18 protein-coding genes and 1 tRNA gene are annotated in these 16,579 nt (G+C 68.8%); 10 read left to right on the plus strand and 9 right to left on the minus strand.

The window, feature by feature from the left end; all coding sequences use genetic code 11:
• The first annotated feature begins 2 nt into the window (after positions 1-2).
• The 7 genes from aosR to rdgB all read left to right on the plus strand — a co-directional run bounded on the left by aosR (position 3) and on the right by rdgB (position 5,590).
• Positions 3-614 (plus strand): oxidative stress transcriptional regulator AosR, encoded by a 612-nt coding sequence (gene aosR / locus BKA16_RS11890; RefSeq protein ID WP_183370854.1) that lies wholly within the window; start codon positions 3-5, stop codon positions 612-614.
• The gene (locus tag BKA16_RS11895; RefSeq protein WP_183370855.1) at positions 611-1,729 is read left to right on the plus strand and encodes a P1 family peptidase; all 1,119 of its coding nucleotides are present in this window, start codon (positions 611-613) and stop codon (positions 1,727-1,729) included. Before aosR ends, BKA16_RS11895 begins: the two co-directional genes overlap by 4 nt.
• Positions 1,726-2,388 (plus strand): rhomboid family intramembrane serine protease, encoded by a 663-nt coding sequence (locus BKA16_RS11900; protein ID WP_382427224.1) that lies wholly within the window; start codon positions 1,726-1,728, stop codon positions 2,386-2,388. The genes BKA16_RS11895 and BKA16_RS11900 overlap by 4 nt, the downstream gene beginning before the upstream one ends.
• Positions 2,385-3,179, plus strand: a complete 795-nt coding sequence (gene murI, locus BKA16_RS11905) for a glutamate racemase (protein ID WP_183373032.1) — start codon at positions 2,385-2,387, stop codon at positions 3,177-3,179. The genes BKA16_RS11900 and murI overlap by 4 nt, the downstream gene beginning before the upstream one ends.
• Positions 3,180-3,284: 105 nt before the next feature.
• On the plus strand, positions 3,285-4,058 hold the full coding sequence (locus BKA16_RS11910; protein ID WP_183370856.1) for a cyclic nucleotide-degrading phosphodiesterase: 774 nt from the start codon (positions 3,285-3,287) through the stop codon (positions 4,056-4,058).
• 159 nt (positions 4,059-4,217) lie between these two features.
• The gene (rph, locus tag BKA16_RS11915; RefSeq protein ID WP_183370857.1) at positions 4,218-4,976 is read left to right on the plus strand and encodes a ribonuclease PH; all 759 of its coding nucleotides are present in this window, start codon (positions 4,218-4,220) and stop codon (positions 4,974-4,976) included.
• Positions 4,973-5,590 carry an RdgB/HAM1 family non-canonical purine NTP pyrophosphatase gene (rdgB, locus tag BKA16_RS11920; RefSeq protein WP_183370858.1) on the plus strand — a complete coding sequence of 206 codons (618 nt, stop codon included), beginning with the start codon at positions 4,973-4,975 and terminating at the stop codon, positions 5,588-5,590. The genes rph and rdgB overlap by 4 nt, the downstream gene beginning before the upstream one ends.
• An 85-nt stretch (positions 5,591-5,675) precedes the next feature.
• Here rdgB and BKA16_RS11925 read toward each other — a convergent pair whose 3' ends face one another.
• From BKA16_RS11925 to BKA16_RS11945, 5 genes are all read right to left on the minus strand, one after another.
• Positions 5,676-5,963: a DUF3817 domain-containing protein gene (locus tag BKA16_RS11925; protein ID WP_246372287.1), complete on the minus strand. Its 288-nt coding sequence runs from the start codon at positions 5,961-5,963 to the stop codon at positions 5,676-5,678.
• 107 nt (positions 5,964-6,070) lie between these two features.
• Complete coding sequence (locus tag BKA16_RS11930) at positions 6,071-6,475, minus strand: transcriptional regulator (protein WP_183370860.1); 405 nt, start codon at positions 6,473-6,475, stop codon at positions 6,071-6,073.
• Between the two features lie 144 nt (positions 6,476-6,619).
• Positions 6,620-7,237, minus strand: coding sequence for a phosphatase PAP2 family protein (locus tag BKA16_RS11935; RefSeq protein WP_183370861.1), 618 nt, complete (start codon positions 7,235-7,237; stop codon positions 6,620-6,622).
• A 162-nt stretch (positions 7,238-7,399) separates the two neighbouring features.
• Positions 7,400-8,740: an NAD(P)-binding domain-containing protein gene (locus tag BKA16_RS11940; protein WP_183370862.1), complete on the minus strand. Its 1,341-nt coding sequence runs from the start codon at positions 8,738-8,740 to the stop codon at positions 7,400-7,402.
• A gap of 191 nt (positions 8,741-8,931) precedes the next feature.
• A complete protein-coding gene (locus tag BKA16_RS11945; protein WP_183370863.1) occupies positions 8,932-9,837 on the minus strand; it encodes a LysR family transcriptional regulator in 906 nt (301 codons plus the stop codon).
• A gap of 76 nt (positions 9,838-9,913) precedes the next feature.
• Between BKA16_RS11945 and BKA16_RS11950 the strand changes: the two genes are divergently transcribed.
• A complete protein-coding gene (locus tag BKA16_RS11950; RefSeq protein WP_221246821.1) occupies positions 9,914-11,095 on the plus strand; it encodes an MFS transporter in 1,182 nt (393 codons plus the stop codon).
• Positions 11,096-11,208: 113 nt separating this feature from the next.
• On the opposite strand, the gene BKA16_RS11955 is transcribed toward BKA16_RS11950, so the two are convergent.
• Positions 11,209-11,290: transfer RNA gene (locus tag BKA16_RS11955), tRNA-Leu, on the minus strand.
• Between the two features lie 49 nt (positions 11,291-11,339).
• Between BKA16_RS11955 and BKA16_RS11960 the strand changes: the two genes are divergently transcribed.
• Positions 11,340-12,842 (plus strand): DUF7782 domain-containing protein, encoded by a 1,503-nt coding sequence (locus BKA16_RS11960; RefSeq protein WP_183370864.1) that lies wholly within the window; start codon positions 11,340-11,342, stop codon positions 12,840-12,842.
• Positions 12,843-12,875: 33 nt separating this feature from the next.
• On the opposite strand, the gene BKA16_RS11965 is transcribed toward BKA16_RS11960, so the two are convergent.
• Positions 12,876-13,538: a lysophospholipid acyltransferase family protein gene (locus BKA16_RS11965; protein ID WP_343067391.1), complete on the minus strand. Its 663-nt coding sequence runs from the start codon at positions 13,536-13,538 to the stop codon at positions 12,876-12,878.
• A gap of 69 nt (positions 13,539-13,607) precedes the next feature.
• Here BKA16_RS11965 and BKA16_RS11970 point away from each other — a divergent pair, with 69 nt between their 5' ends.
• Positions 13,608-14,117, plus strand: coding sequence for a TetR/AcrR family transcriptional regulator (locus BKA16_RS11970; protein WP_183370865.1), 510 nt, complete (start codon positions 13,608-13,610; stop codon positions 14,115-14,117).
• A gap of 102 nt (positions 14,118-14,219) precedes the next feature.
• Here BKA16_RS11970 and BKA16_RS11975 read toward each other — a convergent pair whose 3' ends face one another.
• Complete coding sequence (locus BKA16_RS11975; RefSeq protein WP_183370866.1) at positions 14,220-15,452, minus strand: trans-sulfuration enzyme family protein; 1,233 nt, start codon at positions 15,450-15,452, stop codon at positions 14,220-14,222.
• The gene (opgC, locus tag BKA16_RS11980) at positions 15,449-16,579 is read right to left on the minus strand and encodes an OpgC domain-containing protein (RefSeq protein ID WP_343067392.1); all 1,131 of its coding nucleotides are present in this window, start codon (positions 16,577-16,579) and stop codon (positions 15,449-15,451) included. The genes BKA16_RS11975 and opgC overlap by 4 nt, the downstream gene beginning before the upstream one ends.

The following is a 16,579-nucleotide window of genomic DNA, read 5'->3' on the forward strand; positions in this document are numbered from 1 at the left end:
CGATGAGGACGTGGCGCCGGACCGGTTCCGGAAGCGATGTACGGATCTGTTCCAACCTGGAGAGCTACGAGTGTCAGCTTCTCGCGTCGATGGTGGAGTCGATCACCGAACTGCTCAACGAGCGCGCCGACTCGGCGCCGAGCGATGAGCTGTCGGCGATCACCGGTATCGCGACCGGGCACACCCGTGCGCCCGAGGACGCGACCCTCGGGCGACTCCTGCCCGACTTCCACCGGCCCGACCAGGAGGACAACCTGACCGCGGCGCCGGTCGTCTCGGATCTGAACGGCGGCCTGCGCAGCGTCAACGAGCCGCCGATCATCGACGAGAAGCTCGCCGCCGCGCAGACCGTCCTGCAGACCCTGCCGCCCGACGGCGGCGACATCCGACTCACCGAGGCGGAGGCCGACCGCTGGCTGGCCGCGCTCACCGACGTGCGACTCGCGCTGGGTGCGATGCTCGGGATCGACGATCAGCCGATGCGGCTGCCGCCCGATCATCCGCAGGCCGCGCACCGGGACGTCTACGACTGGCTGTCGGTGGTCCAGGGACTGCTCGTCGAGGCGCTGATGGCCGATGAGTGGACGCAGTCCGACTGGGAGACGGGCGAATGATCGATCCCGCCCCCGCCGCGGTCGGCGACCGGATCTCCGATGTCGCAGGCGTCTGCGTCGGTCACCATCACCTGATCGACGACGACGTCGTGGTCGCCACCGCCACCGAACCCGGATCGGGTTGGGCAGCGGGTACGACGGTCGTCACCGTGCCCGATGGCGCGACGACCGCCGTCGACGTGCGCGGCGGCGGTCCGGGCACCCGGGAGACCGATCTGCTCGAGCCCGGCAACAGTGTCCGCGGCGCGAACGCGATCGTGCTGACCGGCGGCAGCGCGTACGGACTGTCCGCGGCCGACGGCGTGATGCGCGGACTGGAGGCCGCCGGGGTCGGACTGCCCATGGACCAGCTGGGCCACGTCGTGCCGATCGTGCCCGCTGCCGTCGTCTTCGACCTGCCCGTCGGCGGCTGGGCCGAGCGTCCCGACGCCGAGTTCGGTGAGCGCGCGCTCGCCGCGGCCGGACCGGACTTCGCGATCGGGTCGGTCGGCGCGGGCGCCGGCGCCCGCGCCGGTGCGATGAAGGGCGGTGTCGGCACGGCGTCGGTGACGCTGACCGACGGCCCGGCCCGCGGGCTCACCGTCGGCGCACTCGTCGTCGCCAATCCGGTCGGCCAGGTGATCGATCCGCAGACCGGCCTGCCGTGGGACGCTCAGGACATCGGGCACCACGGGCTGCGCAAGCCGGCCGCGGGCGAGCTGCCGCGCCTGCGCGCCTTGGAAGCCAAGGGCACCGTGCTGAACACCACGATCGGTGTCGTCGCAACCGATGCGACGCTGTCGGTGCCCGCAGTGCGCCGTCTGGCGATGTCGGGGCACGACGGACTCGCCCGCGCCGTGCGGCCCGCGCATTCGCCGCTCGACGGCGACACGCTCTTCGCCGTCGCCACCGGATCGCGCCGAGCGGACCCCGACGGAGCCGTCGACATCCCGCCGGGCATGGAGTCCGACATCGCCGTCGTGGCGGCACTCGCGGAGGCGTCGGCGACCGTCGTGCAGCGGGCCATCGTGTCGGCGGTCGTGCACGCCCAGTCGGTGGCCGGGATCCCCGCCTACCGCGATGTGGTCGCCTCCGCGTTCGCCGACGGCTTCTCGTTCGGTACGGGGGACAGGTGACCTCCGGTCTGCCCGATCCGTCCGCTCCCGCTGGTCGAGCGGAGTCGAGACCCCGCTGGCTCGAGATCCTCGTCATCCTGGCCGTGATCACCGCGGTGCTGTTCGCCGTCGAACTGCTCGACGTGGTGATGAACGGGCGACTCGATCAGCACGGGATCGTTCCGCGCACGTGGTCCGGGCTGCTCGGGGTGGTCTGGGCGCCGTTCCTGCACGCCGATTTCGCCCACCTGATCTCCAATCTGCTGCCCGGGCTGGTGCTCGGCTTCTTCGTGCTGCTGTCCGGGCGGGCGGTGGTGGTGACCGCCGTCGTCTGGGTGGTCTCGGGCCTCGGCGTCTGGCTGATCGCGCCGTCGACGAGCGTCACGGTCGGCGCGTCGGGAATCGTCTTCGGCTGGCTGACGTTCCTGATCGTGCGCGGCCTGTTCAGTCGTGACGTCTGGCAGGTGCTGGGCGGTGTGGTGATCGCGGTGATCTACGGCGGCATCCTGTGGGGACTGCTGCCGGGCCGCGAGAGCGTGTCGTGGCAGGGGCATCTGTTCGGCGCCGTCGGCGGCGTGCTCGCCGCGTGGATCGTCGCGACGACCGGCGGCGACAAACAGAAGAAGCAGGTGACGGGCCCGGGCGCCCCGCCGACCATCGATCAGGGAGGGCTGTTCTGAATCACGGACCCATCGGGATCTTCGACTCGGGCGTCGGCGGTCTCACCGTCGCGCGTGCCGTGATCGATCTGCTGCCCGACGAGGACATCGTCTACATCGGCGACACGGCGAACGGTCCGTACGGTCCGTTGACCATCCCGGAGATCCGCGGTCATGCGTTGGCCATCGGCGACGAACTGATCCGACGCGGGGTCAAGGCGATCGTCATCGCGTGCAACACCGCGTCCGCGGCGATGCTCCGCGACGCACGGGAACGGTATGCGCCGGTGCCGGTCATCGAGGTGATCCTGCCGGCCGTGCGCCGGGCCGTCGCCGCGACCCGGAACGGGCGGATCGGCGTGATCGCCACCGAGGCCACGGTCTCCTCGCGCGCCTATCAGGATTCGTTCGCGGCGGCCCGCGACATGGAGATCACCGCGGTCGCGTGTCCGCGATTCGTCGACTTCGTCGAACGCGGGGTGACCAGCGGACGCCAGATCCTGCAGCTGGCGCAGGGCTATCTCGCGCCGTTGCAGCAGGCGGACGTCGACACCGTCGTTCTCGGCTGTACGCACTATCCGCTGCTGTCGGGTGTCATTCAATTGGTCATGGGCGACGAGGTCACACTGGTGTCGAGTGCCGAGGAGACGGCCAAGGACACGTTCCGTGTGCTGACCGAATCGGATTCGCTCAATCCGCACACCGGGCGTGACGCGCACCGATTGTTCTCCGCCACAGGCGATCCGGAGAGCTTCGCGAGACTGTCGAAGCGATTCCTCGGGCCGCAGATCGGCCGTGTGACGCACTTTTGACGATCGTATTGTGATCTGTCTGGCTTTCGGTGCGCGTCGAATTCGTCGATCACCTGCGTGTCGTTCGATGCTTGATTCGCAGTTGTCCATGGCAAAGTGGGGCGTATGCGATTGACGGTGCTCGGATGCTCGGGGAGTGTGAACGGCCCCGGTACTGCATGCTCGGGTTACCTCTTGCAGGCGGACGGACATCAGCCGGTTCTGATCGATTGCGGACACGGCGTTTTCGGCGAACTGCTGGCGCATGCGAATCCGAACCACGTCGCCGTGCTGTTGAGTCATCTGCACGCCGATCACTGCATGGACATGCCCGCCATGCTCGTCTGGCGGCGCTGGGCGCCGGAGGGCGCGAGCGAGCGTTCCCTCCTCTACGGTCCGGCGGGCACCGCGCTCCGGATCGGCGCGGGCGCCTCGGAGTTTCCCGGTGAGGTCGACGACATCTCCGACACCTACGACGTCCACGAATGGCGGGACCGCGTGGCGGTCGACATCAACGGACTGCACATCGAGCCGTTCAAGGTGAATCATCCGCCTGCCACCTTCGGGCTGCGCATCACCGGACCCGAGGGCGAGGTCTTCGCCTACAGCGGCGACACCGGTGTGTGCGACGAGGTCGTCGAACTCGCGCGTGAGGCCGACCTGTTCCTGTGCGAGGCGTCCTGGACGCACGACCCTCAGGTGCGGCCCGACGGCATGCACCTGTCCGGTACCGAGGCCGGCCAGGTCGCGGCCCGCGCCACGGCGCGCTCGCTGGCCCTGACCCACGTCGTCCCCTGGACCGACGCGGACGCGATCCTCGACGAGGCCTCCGCCGAGTATCCGGGGCCGCTGCAGCTCGTACACCAGGGACAGATCATCGAGGTCCGTCCGCCGCTGTAGGCGCGATAGCGCTACGGCCCCTCTGTTTGCGCTCTGGGCTGCAGATTCTGCACAGGGTTCAACCCTGTGCGCATCGAGGAGACCCGGTGCGGAAGTCGCGGATCCCGCGCCCCTCACGCACTCGGCGAGACCCGAGCCGGTCCAGATAGACTCGTCCGCGTGAGCACACGAGAAGACGGCAGGGCCGACAACGAGTTGCGCCCCATCAAGTTCACCCGCGGATTCACCTCGCATCCGGCGGGTTCTGTTCTGGTCGAGTTCGGCAACACGCGGGTCATGTGCACCGCGTCGGTCACCGAGGGAGTTCCGTCGTGGCGACGCGGCTCGGGCCTCGGTTGGCTGACCGCCGAGTACTCGATGCTTCCCGCGGCGACGCACGAGCGCAACAAGCGTGAGTCGGTGCGCGGCAAGATCGGTGGCCGCACCCATGAGATCAGCCGCCTCGTCGGCCGGTCGCTGCGCGCCTGCATCGACCTCGCCGCGCTCGGCGAGAACACCGTCGCCATCGACTGCGACGTCCTACAGGCCGACGGCGGCACCCGCACCGCCGCGATCACCGGCGCGTATGTCGCCCTCGCCGACGCCGTCACCTGGCTCGGCGCGGCGGGCAAGCTCAACGATCCGCAGCCCCTGTCGTGCGTCATCGCCGCGATCAGCGTCGGCGTCGTCGACGGTCGGGTGCGTCTGGACCTCCCGTACGAGGAGGACTCGCGTGCCGAAGTCGACATGAACGTGGTGGCCACCGACGCGGGCACGCTCGTCGAAGTGCAGGGCACCGGAGAGGGAGCGACGTTCCCGCGGCGCACTCTCGACGCCATGCTCGACGTCGCGACCGCGGGCATCGAGCAGCTCGTGGAGGCACAGCGCGAGGCGTTGGCGGCGCCGTACCCGGGCGTTCTGCCCGCCGCGTCGAAGTGACCGCGCGCGTCCTGCTCGCCTCGGGCAACGCGAAGAAGCTCGCCGAACTGCGTCGGATGGTCGACGGTGCTGCGATCACCGGCCTCGACGTCCTGGGCCTCGGAGACGTCGAAGCCTATCCGGAGCCGGTCGAAGACGGTGCGTCGTTCGAGGAGAACGCACTCATCAAGGCGCGGGAAGCGGTGCGGCGTACGGGCCTGCCGTCGCTCGCCGACGACTCCGGGATCGCTGTCGACGCTTTGAACGGAATGCCCGGCATCCTGTCGGCGCGGTGGAGCGGCGGCAAGGGCGACGATGCGAACAACGAGCTCCTGCTCGCCCAGATCGCCGACGTCCCCGCCGAGCGTCGGGGAGCCGAGTTCGTCTCGGTGTGCGCACTGGTTCTCCCGGACGGCACCGAGACGGTGGTGCGCGGCGAATGGCGTGGTCGGATCGTGCGGGAGACGCGGGGGAGCGGCGGCTTCGGCTACGACCCGTTGTTCCTGCCCGACGACCCTTCGGCCGGCGGCCGCACGGCCGGTGAGCTGTCGGCGCAGGAGAAGGACGGACTCAGCCACCGCCACAGGGCGCTGGCGCAGCTGCTGCCGGCCCTCGCCGCGCTGGCGACCGCGTAGACGTCAGTCGTACAAAGAATCCGGCACTCGAAACGGGACTCAGTCCCGTTTCGAGTGCCGGATTCTTTCCAGGCGTGGCCGGAGGTCACAGTTGGAACTGCTCCTTCACATCCTTGGTTCGGATGTGCTCGAAGTAGAACGAGAGGAACGGGATGGTGCCCGCGATCGCGGTGATGATCAGCTTGCCGATGGACCAGCGAGCGCGGATCGACAGATCGACGGTCATGATCAGGTAGATGAAGTAGATCCAGCCGTGGGCGACGCCGACCCAGGTGAAGCCCCCCACATCGAAGCCGTACCTGGCGACGACTTCCGCCACGAGAAGCAGGAGCCACACGCCGGTGATCCAAGCGAGCGCGCGGTAGCGGAGCAGCGCGCCGCGGACGTGGGCCTTCGCGGCGTCGGAGACCGTCGTCTCGCCGGTGGCGGGCGTGGTGGAGTCGAGGTTCTTCTCGGTCACGTGTCGATCCTTCGGTGCAGTCAGGCGTCGTCGCGCCGGTCGTTGAGTTCGGTGAGGTACCGGTTGTAGTCGGCGAGTTCGTCGTCGGATTCGGCCTTGATCAGCGCGATGTGCGGATCGTCGGCTCGGGGACGGTCGGGGAGCACACCCTCGGGGATCTCGGTGGGGCCGCGTCGGGCGGACTCCTCGACGATCGCGTCCGGATCGGCCTCCATCAGCACGAACCGTCGGTAGGCGTACACGACGGCTATCGCGAACGCGGGCCACTGCAGGGCGTAGCCGAGGTTCTGGAAGGTGCCGGACGATGATTCGAATCGTCCCCACTGCCACCATGCCAGTGCGAGGCAGGCGCCCGCGGCGACGACGACCAGCGCGATCAGCGCGGGACGGTGTCGCTTCTGGACAGGGGAGGGTGCTTCAGTCACGTACTCCACGGTACCCGTCGCGTCGAAGCGACCTGCCTCACAGGAGATCCAGTCGTGTCCGGACGGCGGCTGGAGCGGTGTCGCGGCGCGGTCGAGTACCGGGACGGAGGAGGATCACCGTCGACGAGGTCGACGGCGTCGCAGTCAGGATGTGCCGGTCAGGGCTCGGCCACGCACGGGCACGACGCATTCGGCGGCGAAGGCGGCCGCGACGGCCACCAGCCAGCCGCCGATCACGTCCGACGGCCGATGCCACTGCAGTCCCACCACACTCACCGACACGGTCAGCGAGCCGATCAAGGAGACCGCGGCGACCGCGCGGCGAATCCGTTTCGGGCTGATGGAGATCAGCGCGAAGGCGGCGGCGCCGAAGGCGGCCACCGTGTTCGAGGGGAACGAGTTGGTGACCGCCCCGACGCCGAGAGACGGACGTTCGAGTCCCGACTTGAGGAGCACGGCGACGATCACCGCACCGAGGACGAGCACCGTCGCGTGGGCCGCCAGCCGCGCCGACCGTCTGCAGATGCAGATCGCGGCGAGGACCACTCCGATACCGGCAAGCACCGCGAGTTGATTGTGACCGAGCCACCCGGTGGTGGGCACATCGTGACCGAGAAGGGTGGCCCAGAACTGCATCGTCTGTTCGTCCGAGGCCTGTCCGGGGTACCACCGGACGAAGACGGCGAACGTGCACGCCGCCAGCGCGATCGCGACGACGGCGCCGGCGAGAGTGCCGATGCGGTGGGTTGTTGCGGAGGACATGATCTCCAGGATGCCTGCGAACGTCTCCTCCGGCCACGACCACGTCGCAGGCGTGTCCGATCGTCATCGGAGTGTGACGATGTGACCCAGACCGATCCGGTCGGCCCGTCCGCCGTCGTGACGAGGGCGGTCCGACACCGACCCGAATCGGGGGCGAGACGGTCAGGCCGGTCTGGCCGCGTCCTGCGCCTCGTCGGCACTCGGCTGGCTCGACAGATAGCGTTCGCGCGAGTCGTCGAGTTCGTCGATCCACGCGGTGTGGTGCACGACGGCCATCGTGCCGGTCATCACCGAACGGTAAGCCTGGTCGCGATAGGTGAGGATGTCGGTCTTCTTGTCCTTCTTCCAGGCGAGGAAGGTGTCGACGACGGCGTCCAGGTCGAACATCGGGTAGTCGGTCTGCTCGATGAGGTCGCGGATGTAGTCGGCCTGGAAGCGGACGGCCGCCGCGTCGTCCTCGACCCCGCTATAAGTCTCCAGCCAGGCGTCGATGCTCTCCTGACGGGCCTGCGGGTCGGGCAGCTCGATGCGGCCGAGGATCACATCGCGCACGAACCACGCCTGCGCGTCGAACATGTTGAAGGTGAACCACTGGTCCTGGGCGCCCAGGTAATGGATCTTCGGGTTCTTCTGCCAGGTGACCCCGCGGTAGAGCCCCTCGGGGTACAGGTTGTTCGGCGAATCGATCTGCGACTCGTGCGGCAGGAACGGATAGTGGTGCAGGTACCCGGTGCACAGGATCACCGCGTCGAACTCGCGGGAGGTGCCGTCGACGAACGTCGCGGTGGACCCGTCGAAGCTCGCGACCTGTGGAACCTCGTCGACGCCGTCCGGCCAGGCGAAGCCCTGCGGCGCGGAGCGGTAGCTCATGGTGACCTGCCGGGCACCCATCTTGTGCGATTGGATGCCGATGTCCTCCGCCGAGTACGAGCCGCCGATCAGCAGCAGCCGCTGGCCCGCGAAGCGTTCGGCGCCGCGGAACTCGTGGGCGTGGATCACTTCACCGGGGAAGGTCTCGATGCCGTCGAAGTCCGGGACATTCGGAAAGGCGAAGTGCCCGGTCGCGACGATGACCTCGTCGAACTCCTCGGTCAGCGACCGCTTGTTCTTCAGATCGTCGACGGTCAGGGTGAACGTGCCGGTCGCCTCGTCGTATTCGGTCCAGCGGACCGCGTGGGCGAACAGGACGCTGTCCTTGACGCCCGACTGTGTGGCCCGTCCGTCGATGTAGTCCCAGAGGACTTCCCGCGGCGGGTACGACGAGATCGGACGTCCGAAGTGCTCGTCGAAGGTGTACTCAGCGAATTCGAGTGCTTCCTTGGGGCCGTTCGACCACAGATTGCGATACATGCTCGAATGCACGGGCTCGCCGTAGTGGTCTGTTCCGGTGCGCCAGGTGAAGTTCCACTGTCCGCCCCAGTCGTCCTGCTTCTCGTAGCAGACGATGTCCGGGACCTGCTCGCCCCGACTCTCCGCCGACTTGAAAGCACGCAGGGCGGCCATTCCACTCGGCCCCGCGCCAATGATCGCAATCCTTTTTCGCTGCTGCACAATTACCTTCCCACCCGTGAGAACCTCCCGCGGGTGTCAAGCGATCCGAGTGGATCGCGGCCCGTCAGAGATCTATGCAGAAAGTGCACCGACCTGTGTCGGAACCCCTTCTACTCTCGGTAGAACATGTTGCGAAAGTCAACTTATCGGTCGTCGGTTAGAATGGGATGTTTACTTCCGCCGCCGAGAGATTCGACGAATCTCCGGGCCGCGGGATTCGACGGAACTGATTCTCGACACACCAGTGCGGTATGCCGCGTGGGTGTGACCGAGCCGGTGATCGCCAGGGCCACCACGGCGGCGTCGTGGACGATCGACTCCGGAACCACCGCCACCCCGAGGCCGTGCTCCACGAGACGCAGCAGCCGTGTCATGTCGCCGATCCGGAACGCGATGTCACGATCGATCGACGCCGCGTCGAACAGGGCGGCGACCACGGTCTGGAGCCCCACGCCCGCCTCGAAGTCGATGAACGGCCAGGCGGCGAGTTCGGCGAGACCGACGCCGTCGGCCGTTGCGAGCCGATGGTCGGGACCGACGACGGCGCACAGCGGCTCGGTGTAGGTGTGCAGCACGTGGACGCCCTGACCGACCGGCCGGTGATCGAGTGCGACGAACGCCGCGTCGAGTCCGCCGCCGCGGACCGCGTCCAAGAGTTCCACGGTGGTGGCCTCGCGGACGCTGATCTGCACACCCGGGTGGTCGGCGTGGTAGTCGGCGAGTGCGCGGGGCAGGTCGATCGAGGTGAACGTCTGCACCGTGCCGACGTCGAGTGTTCCCGAGCCGAGGCCACGGAGGTCCGCGACGGCCTGCTGCGCGGCGCTCACCTCGGCGGTGATGGTCCGGGCGTGTCGCAACAGCAGCGAGCCCGCGGGAGTCAGAAGCACGCGCCGCGTCGTCCGCTCGAACAGGGCCACGCCGAGTTCGCTCTCGAGCGTTCGAATCGACGAGCTGAGTGCCGATTGCGACATGTGCAGCCGGCGCGATGCCCGGGTGAAGTGGCCTTCGTCGGCGACGACCAGGAACTGGGACAGCTGACGAAACTCCATTCATCGACCGTATCGCTTAATTGAATCGAATATATACGTTGGACGGCTGATGGGTCCGGCGGACAGCATGGTCGCCATGATCGAACAGACCACAGCGGCTCCCCGTACGCTCGACGGGCGTCTCGTCGCCGTGATGGCGCTGATCTCCGGGCTCGTCGTCGCGAACAGCTACTACGCGCAGCCGATCGTCGGGCTCATCGCCGATGACCTCGGCGCGTCGACGACGAGTGTGGGGCTGGTGGTGACCGCCAGTCAGGTCGGCTATGCGGTGGGACTGGCGCTGCTGGTTCCGCTCGGCGATCTCGTCGACCGGCGGCGGTTGCTGTGGTGGTTGATCGGCGCCACCGCGGTGTGCCTGGTCGTGATGGCCGCGGCGCCGACCTGGCAGGTGCTCGCATCCGCGGCGCTGCTCGTGGGCGTGGGATCGGTGGTCGGACAGATCGTCGTGCCGCTCGCGGCGTCGCTGGCGCAGGCCGACCGACGCGGCCGGGTGATCGGCAACGTGATGACCGGTCTGCTGTTGGGCATTCTGCTCTCGCGCGTCGTCGCGGGTCTGATCGCCGAGGTCGCCGGCTGGCGAGCGGTGTTCGTCACGGCGGTCGGACTCGTCCTGGTAGCGGCTCTGCTCGTCCGGACACTGCCGCGGACCGCGCCCGCGACCGATGTGTCCTATCGTGAGTTGCTCGCCTCGGTCGTTCGGCTGGTACGCGAGGAGCCGATTCTGCGGTGGCGGATGGCGTACGGGACGCTGACCTACGCGTCGTTCGGGGTGATGTGGACGAGCATCGGATTCCTGCTGGCGGGACCGGGGTACGAGTGGAGCGATGCCCGGATCGGACTGTTCACGCTGGTCGGCGTCGCCGGCGCGCTCGCGGCCAGGGGTGCGGGCAGGCTCGCCGACCGCGGACACGCGCGAGGGCAGACCGGTGTGCTGCTGGCCGTGACCGCGCTCAGTGCGATCCCGCTGGCGATGGGTGAGCACGGCGTCATCGCTCTGGCGATCGGCGTCGCGGCCTTGGACCTGGGAATTCAAGGCACTCACATCACCAACCAGAGTGTCTTCTATCCGCTGCGGCCGGATGCGCGGAGCCGGTTGAACACCGCGTACATGACGTCGTACTTCGCCGCGGGATCGGTCGGATCCATCGCGTCGGTCTTCGTCTACGCCGAGTGGGGATGGACCGGGGTCTGCGTGCTCGGCGCGCTGTTCCCCGCGGTCGGGTTCGCCGCCTGGCTGGTCGAGTCGGTGCGCCGCTGACCGTTCCCAACGGTGCCTCGACGGGGTGCGCTGGTGGCCGCATGGCGCTCGGCGGGATGTCGGTCGACCTCGCTGCGTGCCACTGTGGGTCGGGACCGGAACACGGTGACGGGTGCGCGAGGCGGGACTTGAACCCGCACGTCCTTAGACACTGGAACCTAAATCCAGCGCGTCTGCCAATTCCGCCACTCGCGCCCGCACACGACCCGCGCGTGCATGAACACTGTACCGGTACGCTCGCTCCGTGACGGCATACCCTCTCGCTGACCCGGACCTCGTCGACGCCCTCGGTCGCGCGCTGCGCGCGGCCGACTACTCCTCCGCTGGAATCGACGGGTTGCTCGGTGATCAGGCCGGTGCCGCACTGGTGAACGGGACGTGGTGGCCCGCCCTGCGCGCGACGCGTACCGCACCCGCCGAGAAGCGGCCGCTCGCCACTCTGGTCAGGCTCTTCCTTCTCGGTTCCACCGAGCCGGAGTCCGACGTCGGCGCCGCGTTCGACGGACTGTCGGTCGACGCACTGGTCGACGACGGAGTCCTCGCACGTGCCGACGGGGGCGTGCGCGCCCTCCTCGACATCCGGCCGCACGGCAGCGACGACGCCGACTACCTCGTCGTCGCCGACCAGGATGCGTCGATGCGGCCCGGCGCCGTCGCTCACGATCATGTCCTCGGTATCGGCGGTGCGTCGATGTCGTTGGCACAGGCCGTGATCCGCACGCCTGCGACGCGCGCGCTGGACCTCGGCACCGGATGCGGCGTCCAGGCACTGCACATGGACTCCCACTGCGGCGAGATCGTCGCGACCGATACGAATCCGCGGGCGCTAGCGCTCGCCGCGGCGACGGCTCGACTCAACGGCATGACGTGGGATCTACGCCGGGGCAGTCTGTACGAGCCCGTCGCCGGCGAGACGTTCGACCTCATCGTCTCCAATCCGCCGTTCGTCGTCGGCAGCGGATCACAGGACTACATCTATCGTGACTCGGGGATCGTCGGCGACGGCGTGAGTCGGCAGCTCATCGAGAACGCCGCCGCTCACCTGAATCCGGGCGGCATCGCTCAGCTGCTCGCCAACTGGGTGGTGTACGACGAGGAGAACTGGGACGCGCGCGTCCGCTCCTGGGTCGAACAGAGCGGGCTCGACGCGTGGGTCGTGCAGCGTGAACTCGCCGATCCGATCAGCTACGTGTCCCTGTGGGTGTCGGATGCGGGGGAGTCGCCCGCCGATGCGGCCCGACGCGGTGCGGACTGGCTCGACTGGTTCGAGCGCGAGGGCATCGTCGGCGTCGGCATGGGATCGGTGACCCTCCGCAGACCCGCCGAGGATCGGCCCGCGGACATCGTGATCGAGGAGATCACCGCGGCCGGACAGGAGGTCACGGGCTTCGAGGCGCAGGCCTGGTTCACGCGCCGAGACTTCTTGCGCGCCACGTCCGACGACGACCTGCTCGCCGCATCGCTGAGCACGTCACCGGTCTTCCTGGAGACGCAGTCGTTGCCCGGCGACGACGGATGGCAGCAGGTCGGAGCCTCTGTCACCCGTCCGGGCGGGCCCGGTGCGGTCCTGGGCGTCGACGAGGTCCTGACCGCACTGCTCGCGGGATGCCGCGGTCAGGTTCCGCTCCGGGGGCTGATCACGCTCCTCGCCGAATTCCACGGCGTCGACGCCGACGCGCTCGCAGACGCGGCGATGCCGAGCATCCGCGAAGCGATCGGGCGGGGGATCCTGTTCGTCGCCGAGTGACCGATGGCGCTCGAGACGTCGGTCGGTCCGGTCTCAGCGTCGCGCATACTCGTCCACGTACTCGAGCCCGCCGAGGTCGCGGATCAACGCCATCAGCCGGTCGGTGCCCGTGCGGACATCGAACGCGGGGCCGAGCAGTGCGGTCGCGGCGACGGGCGCGCCGATTCGGACTGTCACCCGGCCGGGAGTGATGCGGCGTGTGCCCGGCGGGTTCACCTCGGCGGTACCGTGCAGAGCTGCCGGGACCACCTGCACGCCGGGCACCCGGGCGGCGACCCGCAGCGCGCCGGTGTGTCCGCGGTGCAGCCGTCCGTCCGGCGACCTCGTTCCCTCGGGGTAGATGGCCCAGGCGCGGCCGCTCGCCAGGACGCGTTCGGCCGCGGCGAGCGCGGAGTCGTCGCCCGCGCGATCGACGGGGATCTGCCCGGTGCCGGTGAAGAAGGCGCGGGAGGCGAGTCCGCGCGCGCCGGCGCCGGCGAAGTACTCGGATTTGGCGAAGAACGACAGTCTGCGGCGCACCGCGAGCGGGAGCACGAGCGAGTCGATCTCCGCGAGATGGTTCGCGGCGACGACGACCGGGCCGCGTGCGGGCACGTTCTCTGCTCCGATCACGTCGAGATCGACACGTCGTCGAAGGGCCGGACCGAGCAGAACGTGCTTGCACAGCGGGTACAGCAGTCGAGGGGTGAGCGCCACAGGTCCTCCGATGTCGAGTAGACAGTGTCTACTCGACATGATCGTAGACGCCGATAGACACTGTCAACCATGATCGATTCGACCCGTGACCGACTCGTCGCGGCAGGAGTGGAGATCGTCGACGCCACCGGATTCCGTGACGTGGGCGTGCGCGCCGTCGCCGCTCGGACGGGCGTCTCGCACGGTGCTCCGCGCCGCTACTTTCCGACCCTCGACTCGCTCCTGGCCGCGATCGCGGCCGAGGGCGTCGCCGACCTCGACGCCGTGCTGACGCCCGCCATGACGCAGGGAATCGGCGAGACCGCAAGCGCCTATTGGCGTTTCGCGCGCGAACGGCCCGGCATGTTCGAGTTGATCTTCCGGCACGACCTGCTCGACGGCGCGGGCGGCGGCCTGCGCGCCACCACCGGCCGATGGTTCGCGTCGTTGACCGACGTGTTCGGCGACGCCGAGCGTGCCCTCGCCTGCTGGGCCGCCGTGCACGGACTGTGCGTGCTGGCGGCGACGTGGGCGGTGGACGCGGTCGGTGTCACGGTGGATGAATCGGTGGTACGGCGGACAGCGGAGAGCTTCGGCTGACCGCGGCCGAATCCTCAGACGACACGGCCGCGCGTCATCGTCGACCGTTTAGCGTCGGCGGCGCGCCGGTGTGTCGTTCCGCGGTGGCGGGCACCGCGGCGTTCAGCCGAACGCGGCGTCCAGCGCGGACGCCAGGTCGGCCCTCAGATCGGCGACGTCCTCCAGTCCGACGGAGAAGCGCAGGTGGCCGTACTCGCGGAAGCCGTCGGGGTAGGCGGCCACACGAGGTCCTGTGGTGCCCACGTGCACGATCAGCGACTCGTCGTGCCCGACCGACACCGCGGAGGTGATCACCCGCAGAGCCGAGACGAACCGATTCTGCAGATCCGGGTCGCCCTTGAGCGCGAACGCCATGATGCCGCCGAAACCCGCTTCCGGTCCGTCGCCGCCGAACTGGCGGACCGCCGTCGCGTGCTGGGGGTGCGATTCGAGTCCCGGGTAGGCCACGTAGGCGATCCGCTCGTCGGCCTCGAGGAATCGCGCCAGCTCCAGCGCCGACGCCTGATGCTGTCGCAGGCGGAGCGGCAGTGTGACCGAACCTCGCATGATCAGCCACGCGTTGAACGGGGAGATCACGCCTCCGACGTCGACCATCGCCTCCGAGCGGATCGGGTCGACCGCTTCGGCGTCGCCGATCACCGCGCCGCCCATCGCGTCCCCGTGCCCGTTGATGTACTTGGTCAGTGAGTGCACGACGAGGTCGGCGCCGTGATCGAGCGGACGGAACAGCGGGGGAGGCGTGAACGTCGAGTCGACCATCAGCAGCGCGCCGCCCGCGTGCGCGATCTCGGCCAGTGCCGCGACATCGGCGACCTTCGTCGTCGGATTCGCGATGACCTCGGTGATCACCAGCTTGGTGTTCGGACGCATCGCGGCGCGCACCGCGTCGAGGTCGGCGATGTCGACGAACGTCGCCTCGATCCCGTACTTGCGCGGCAGCAACGAGGTCCAGAGCTTGTAGGTGGCCTCGTATGTCGCGTCGGCGACGACCACGTGGTCGCCGACCGAGACGTGTCCGAAGAACACCGCGTGCAGCGCCGCAACGCCGGAGGCGAGGGCGACGGCGTCCGCGCCGTGCTCGAGCGCGGCCAACTTGTTCTGCAGAGCGATCTGATTGACACCGGTGTTGCGGGTGTACGTCAGATGCTCCGGATTCGACCAGTCCATGGTCGACGGATCCTCGGGCAGCCGATACGAGTTCGCCATGGTGATCGGCACCCGGATCGCCGAGCCCTCGGCGTCCGATCCCGGCGCGTGATTGCCGCCGTGCACGCTCCACGTCTGTTCGCCGACACTGTTCGGATCGCGTCGATCCGGTCGCTGCTGCTGCGTCATGACACCCTCTCTCGTCTGTCGAACCGTCGAGCCGACGCCGCCACCGCCCTCGCGGGCAGCCGATGCAGCTTGTCGATCCCGAACCTGACGCGGATCTCCGCCCACGCCCAGCACACCGCGAACACGACGACGGCGAGGCACATCGCCTGCCCGTTCGACCACGGGCGCGGCAGCACCATCGCCGGAACGGCGAGGAGACACACGGCCTGGATCACGTACGCGTCGAGACTGCGGGCACCGGTCGACACCAGCGGGCGCAGCACATCGCGGCGAGTCCAGCGTAGGACTCGGACGAAACAGCCGTACAAGGTGGTCGCGACCAGGAACGCCACCACCAGGCGGACCGGGCCGAGCGTCACCTTGTCGACCAGCATGCCCGCATGCGGCAGCACGTCGGTCGAGCGCACCACGTCCTGCAGGGTGAACGCGGCGACGAGCGACACGGCGATCAGGACCGCGAGCGCGGCGTCGACCCGCTCGGGCACGCGCCAGGCCTCCCACTGCCAGCCGACCACCAGTGCGAGCAGGAACAACGCCTGCCACGACGCCCAGTTCTGCACGTGGTACCAGTCCGGCGCCGAGCGGATCATCATCCACGATCCGGACGTCGTCAGGCTCACCGCGTACAGCACGAGCGACGACGCGGCCACCGCGAGCCACCAGCCGCGCACCAGCAGCGGGATCGCCACCGCGGAGAGGACCATCATGATCAGGTACAGCAGCAGGATGTTGCCGCCTCCGGGCAGATACCGCAGGGTGAGCGCCCACTCGATCTTGGTGCCGAGCGACGGCCGATAGGGCAGGACGGCGATGGCTCGGAAGTCCCGGCCGGACATCGTGGTCGACGCCCACACCGCGGCCAGCCCGATGACCGCCTGACACACGTAGAGCACGGCGATCCGGCGAGCCAGACGCGCCAGGCTGTACCGGATGGAGAAGCGATCGGTCCAGCGGTGGTGGACGATGCCGAGCACCAGACCGGACAGCAGGACGAACGCACTCATCCCGTCCATGTACGGAAAGGCGTGTGTCGGTTCGGCCAGCCGGGTGCCCGACGCGAAATGGAGGCTGACCATACTGAAGATGGCCAGCCCCCGGAGCGCGTCGATGGAGAGGTCGCGCCTCAC

Origin of the sequence: Gordonia humi, assembly GCF_014197435.1 — a bacterium.
GTDB classification, from domain to species: Bacteria; Actinomycetota; Actinomycetes; order Mycobacteriales; family Mycobacteriaceae; genus Gordonia; species Gordonia humi.

What these genes read in the sequence shown, in the direction of transcription:
- aosR (WP_183370854.1), top strand. Translation starts at nt 3, where the DNA reads ATGAGGACGTGGCGCCGGACCGGTTCCGGAAGCGATGTACGGATCTGT.
- BKA16_RS11895 (WP_183370855.1), top strand. Translation starts at nt 611, where the DNA reads ATGATCGATCCCGCCCCCGCCGCGGTCGGCGACCGGATCTCCGATGTC.
- BKA16_RS11910 (WP_183370856.1), top strand. Translation starts at nt 3,285, where the DNA reads ATGCGATTGACGGTGCTCGGATGCTCGGGGAGTGTGAACGGCCCCGGT.
- BKA16_RS11935 (WP_183370861.1), bottom strand. Translation starts at nt 7,237, where the DNA reads ATGTCCTCCGCAACAACCCACCGCATCGGCACTCTCGCCGGCGCCGTC.
- BKA16_RS11940 (WP_183370862.1), bottom strand. Translation starts at nt 8,740, where the DNA reads ATGGCCGCCCTGCGTGCTTTCAAGTCGGCGGAGAGTCGGGGCGAGCAG.
- BKA16_RS11945 (WP_183370863.1), bottom strand. Translation starts at nt 9,837, where the DNA reads ATGGAGTTTCGTCAGCTGTCCCAGTTCCTGGTCGTCGCCGACGAAGGC.
- BKA16_RS11950 (WP_221246821.1), top strand. Translation starts at nt 9,914, where the DNA reads ATGATCGAACAGACCACAGCGGCTCCCCGTACGCTCGACGGGCGTCTC.
- BKA16_RS11970 (WP_183370865.1), top strand. Translation starts at nt 13,608, where the DNA reads ATGATCGATTCGACCCGTGACCGACTCGTCGCGGCAGGAGTGGAGATC.
- BKA16_RS11975 (WP_183370866.1), bottom strand. Translation starts at nt 15,452, where the DNA reads ATGACGCAGCAGCAGCGACCGGATCGACGCGATCCGAACAGTGTCGGC.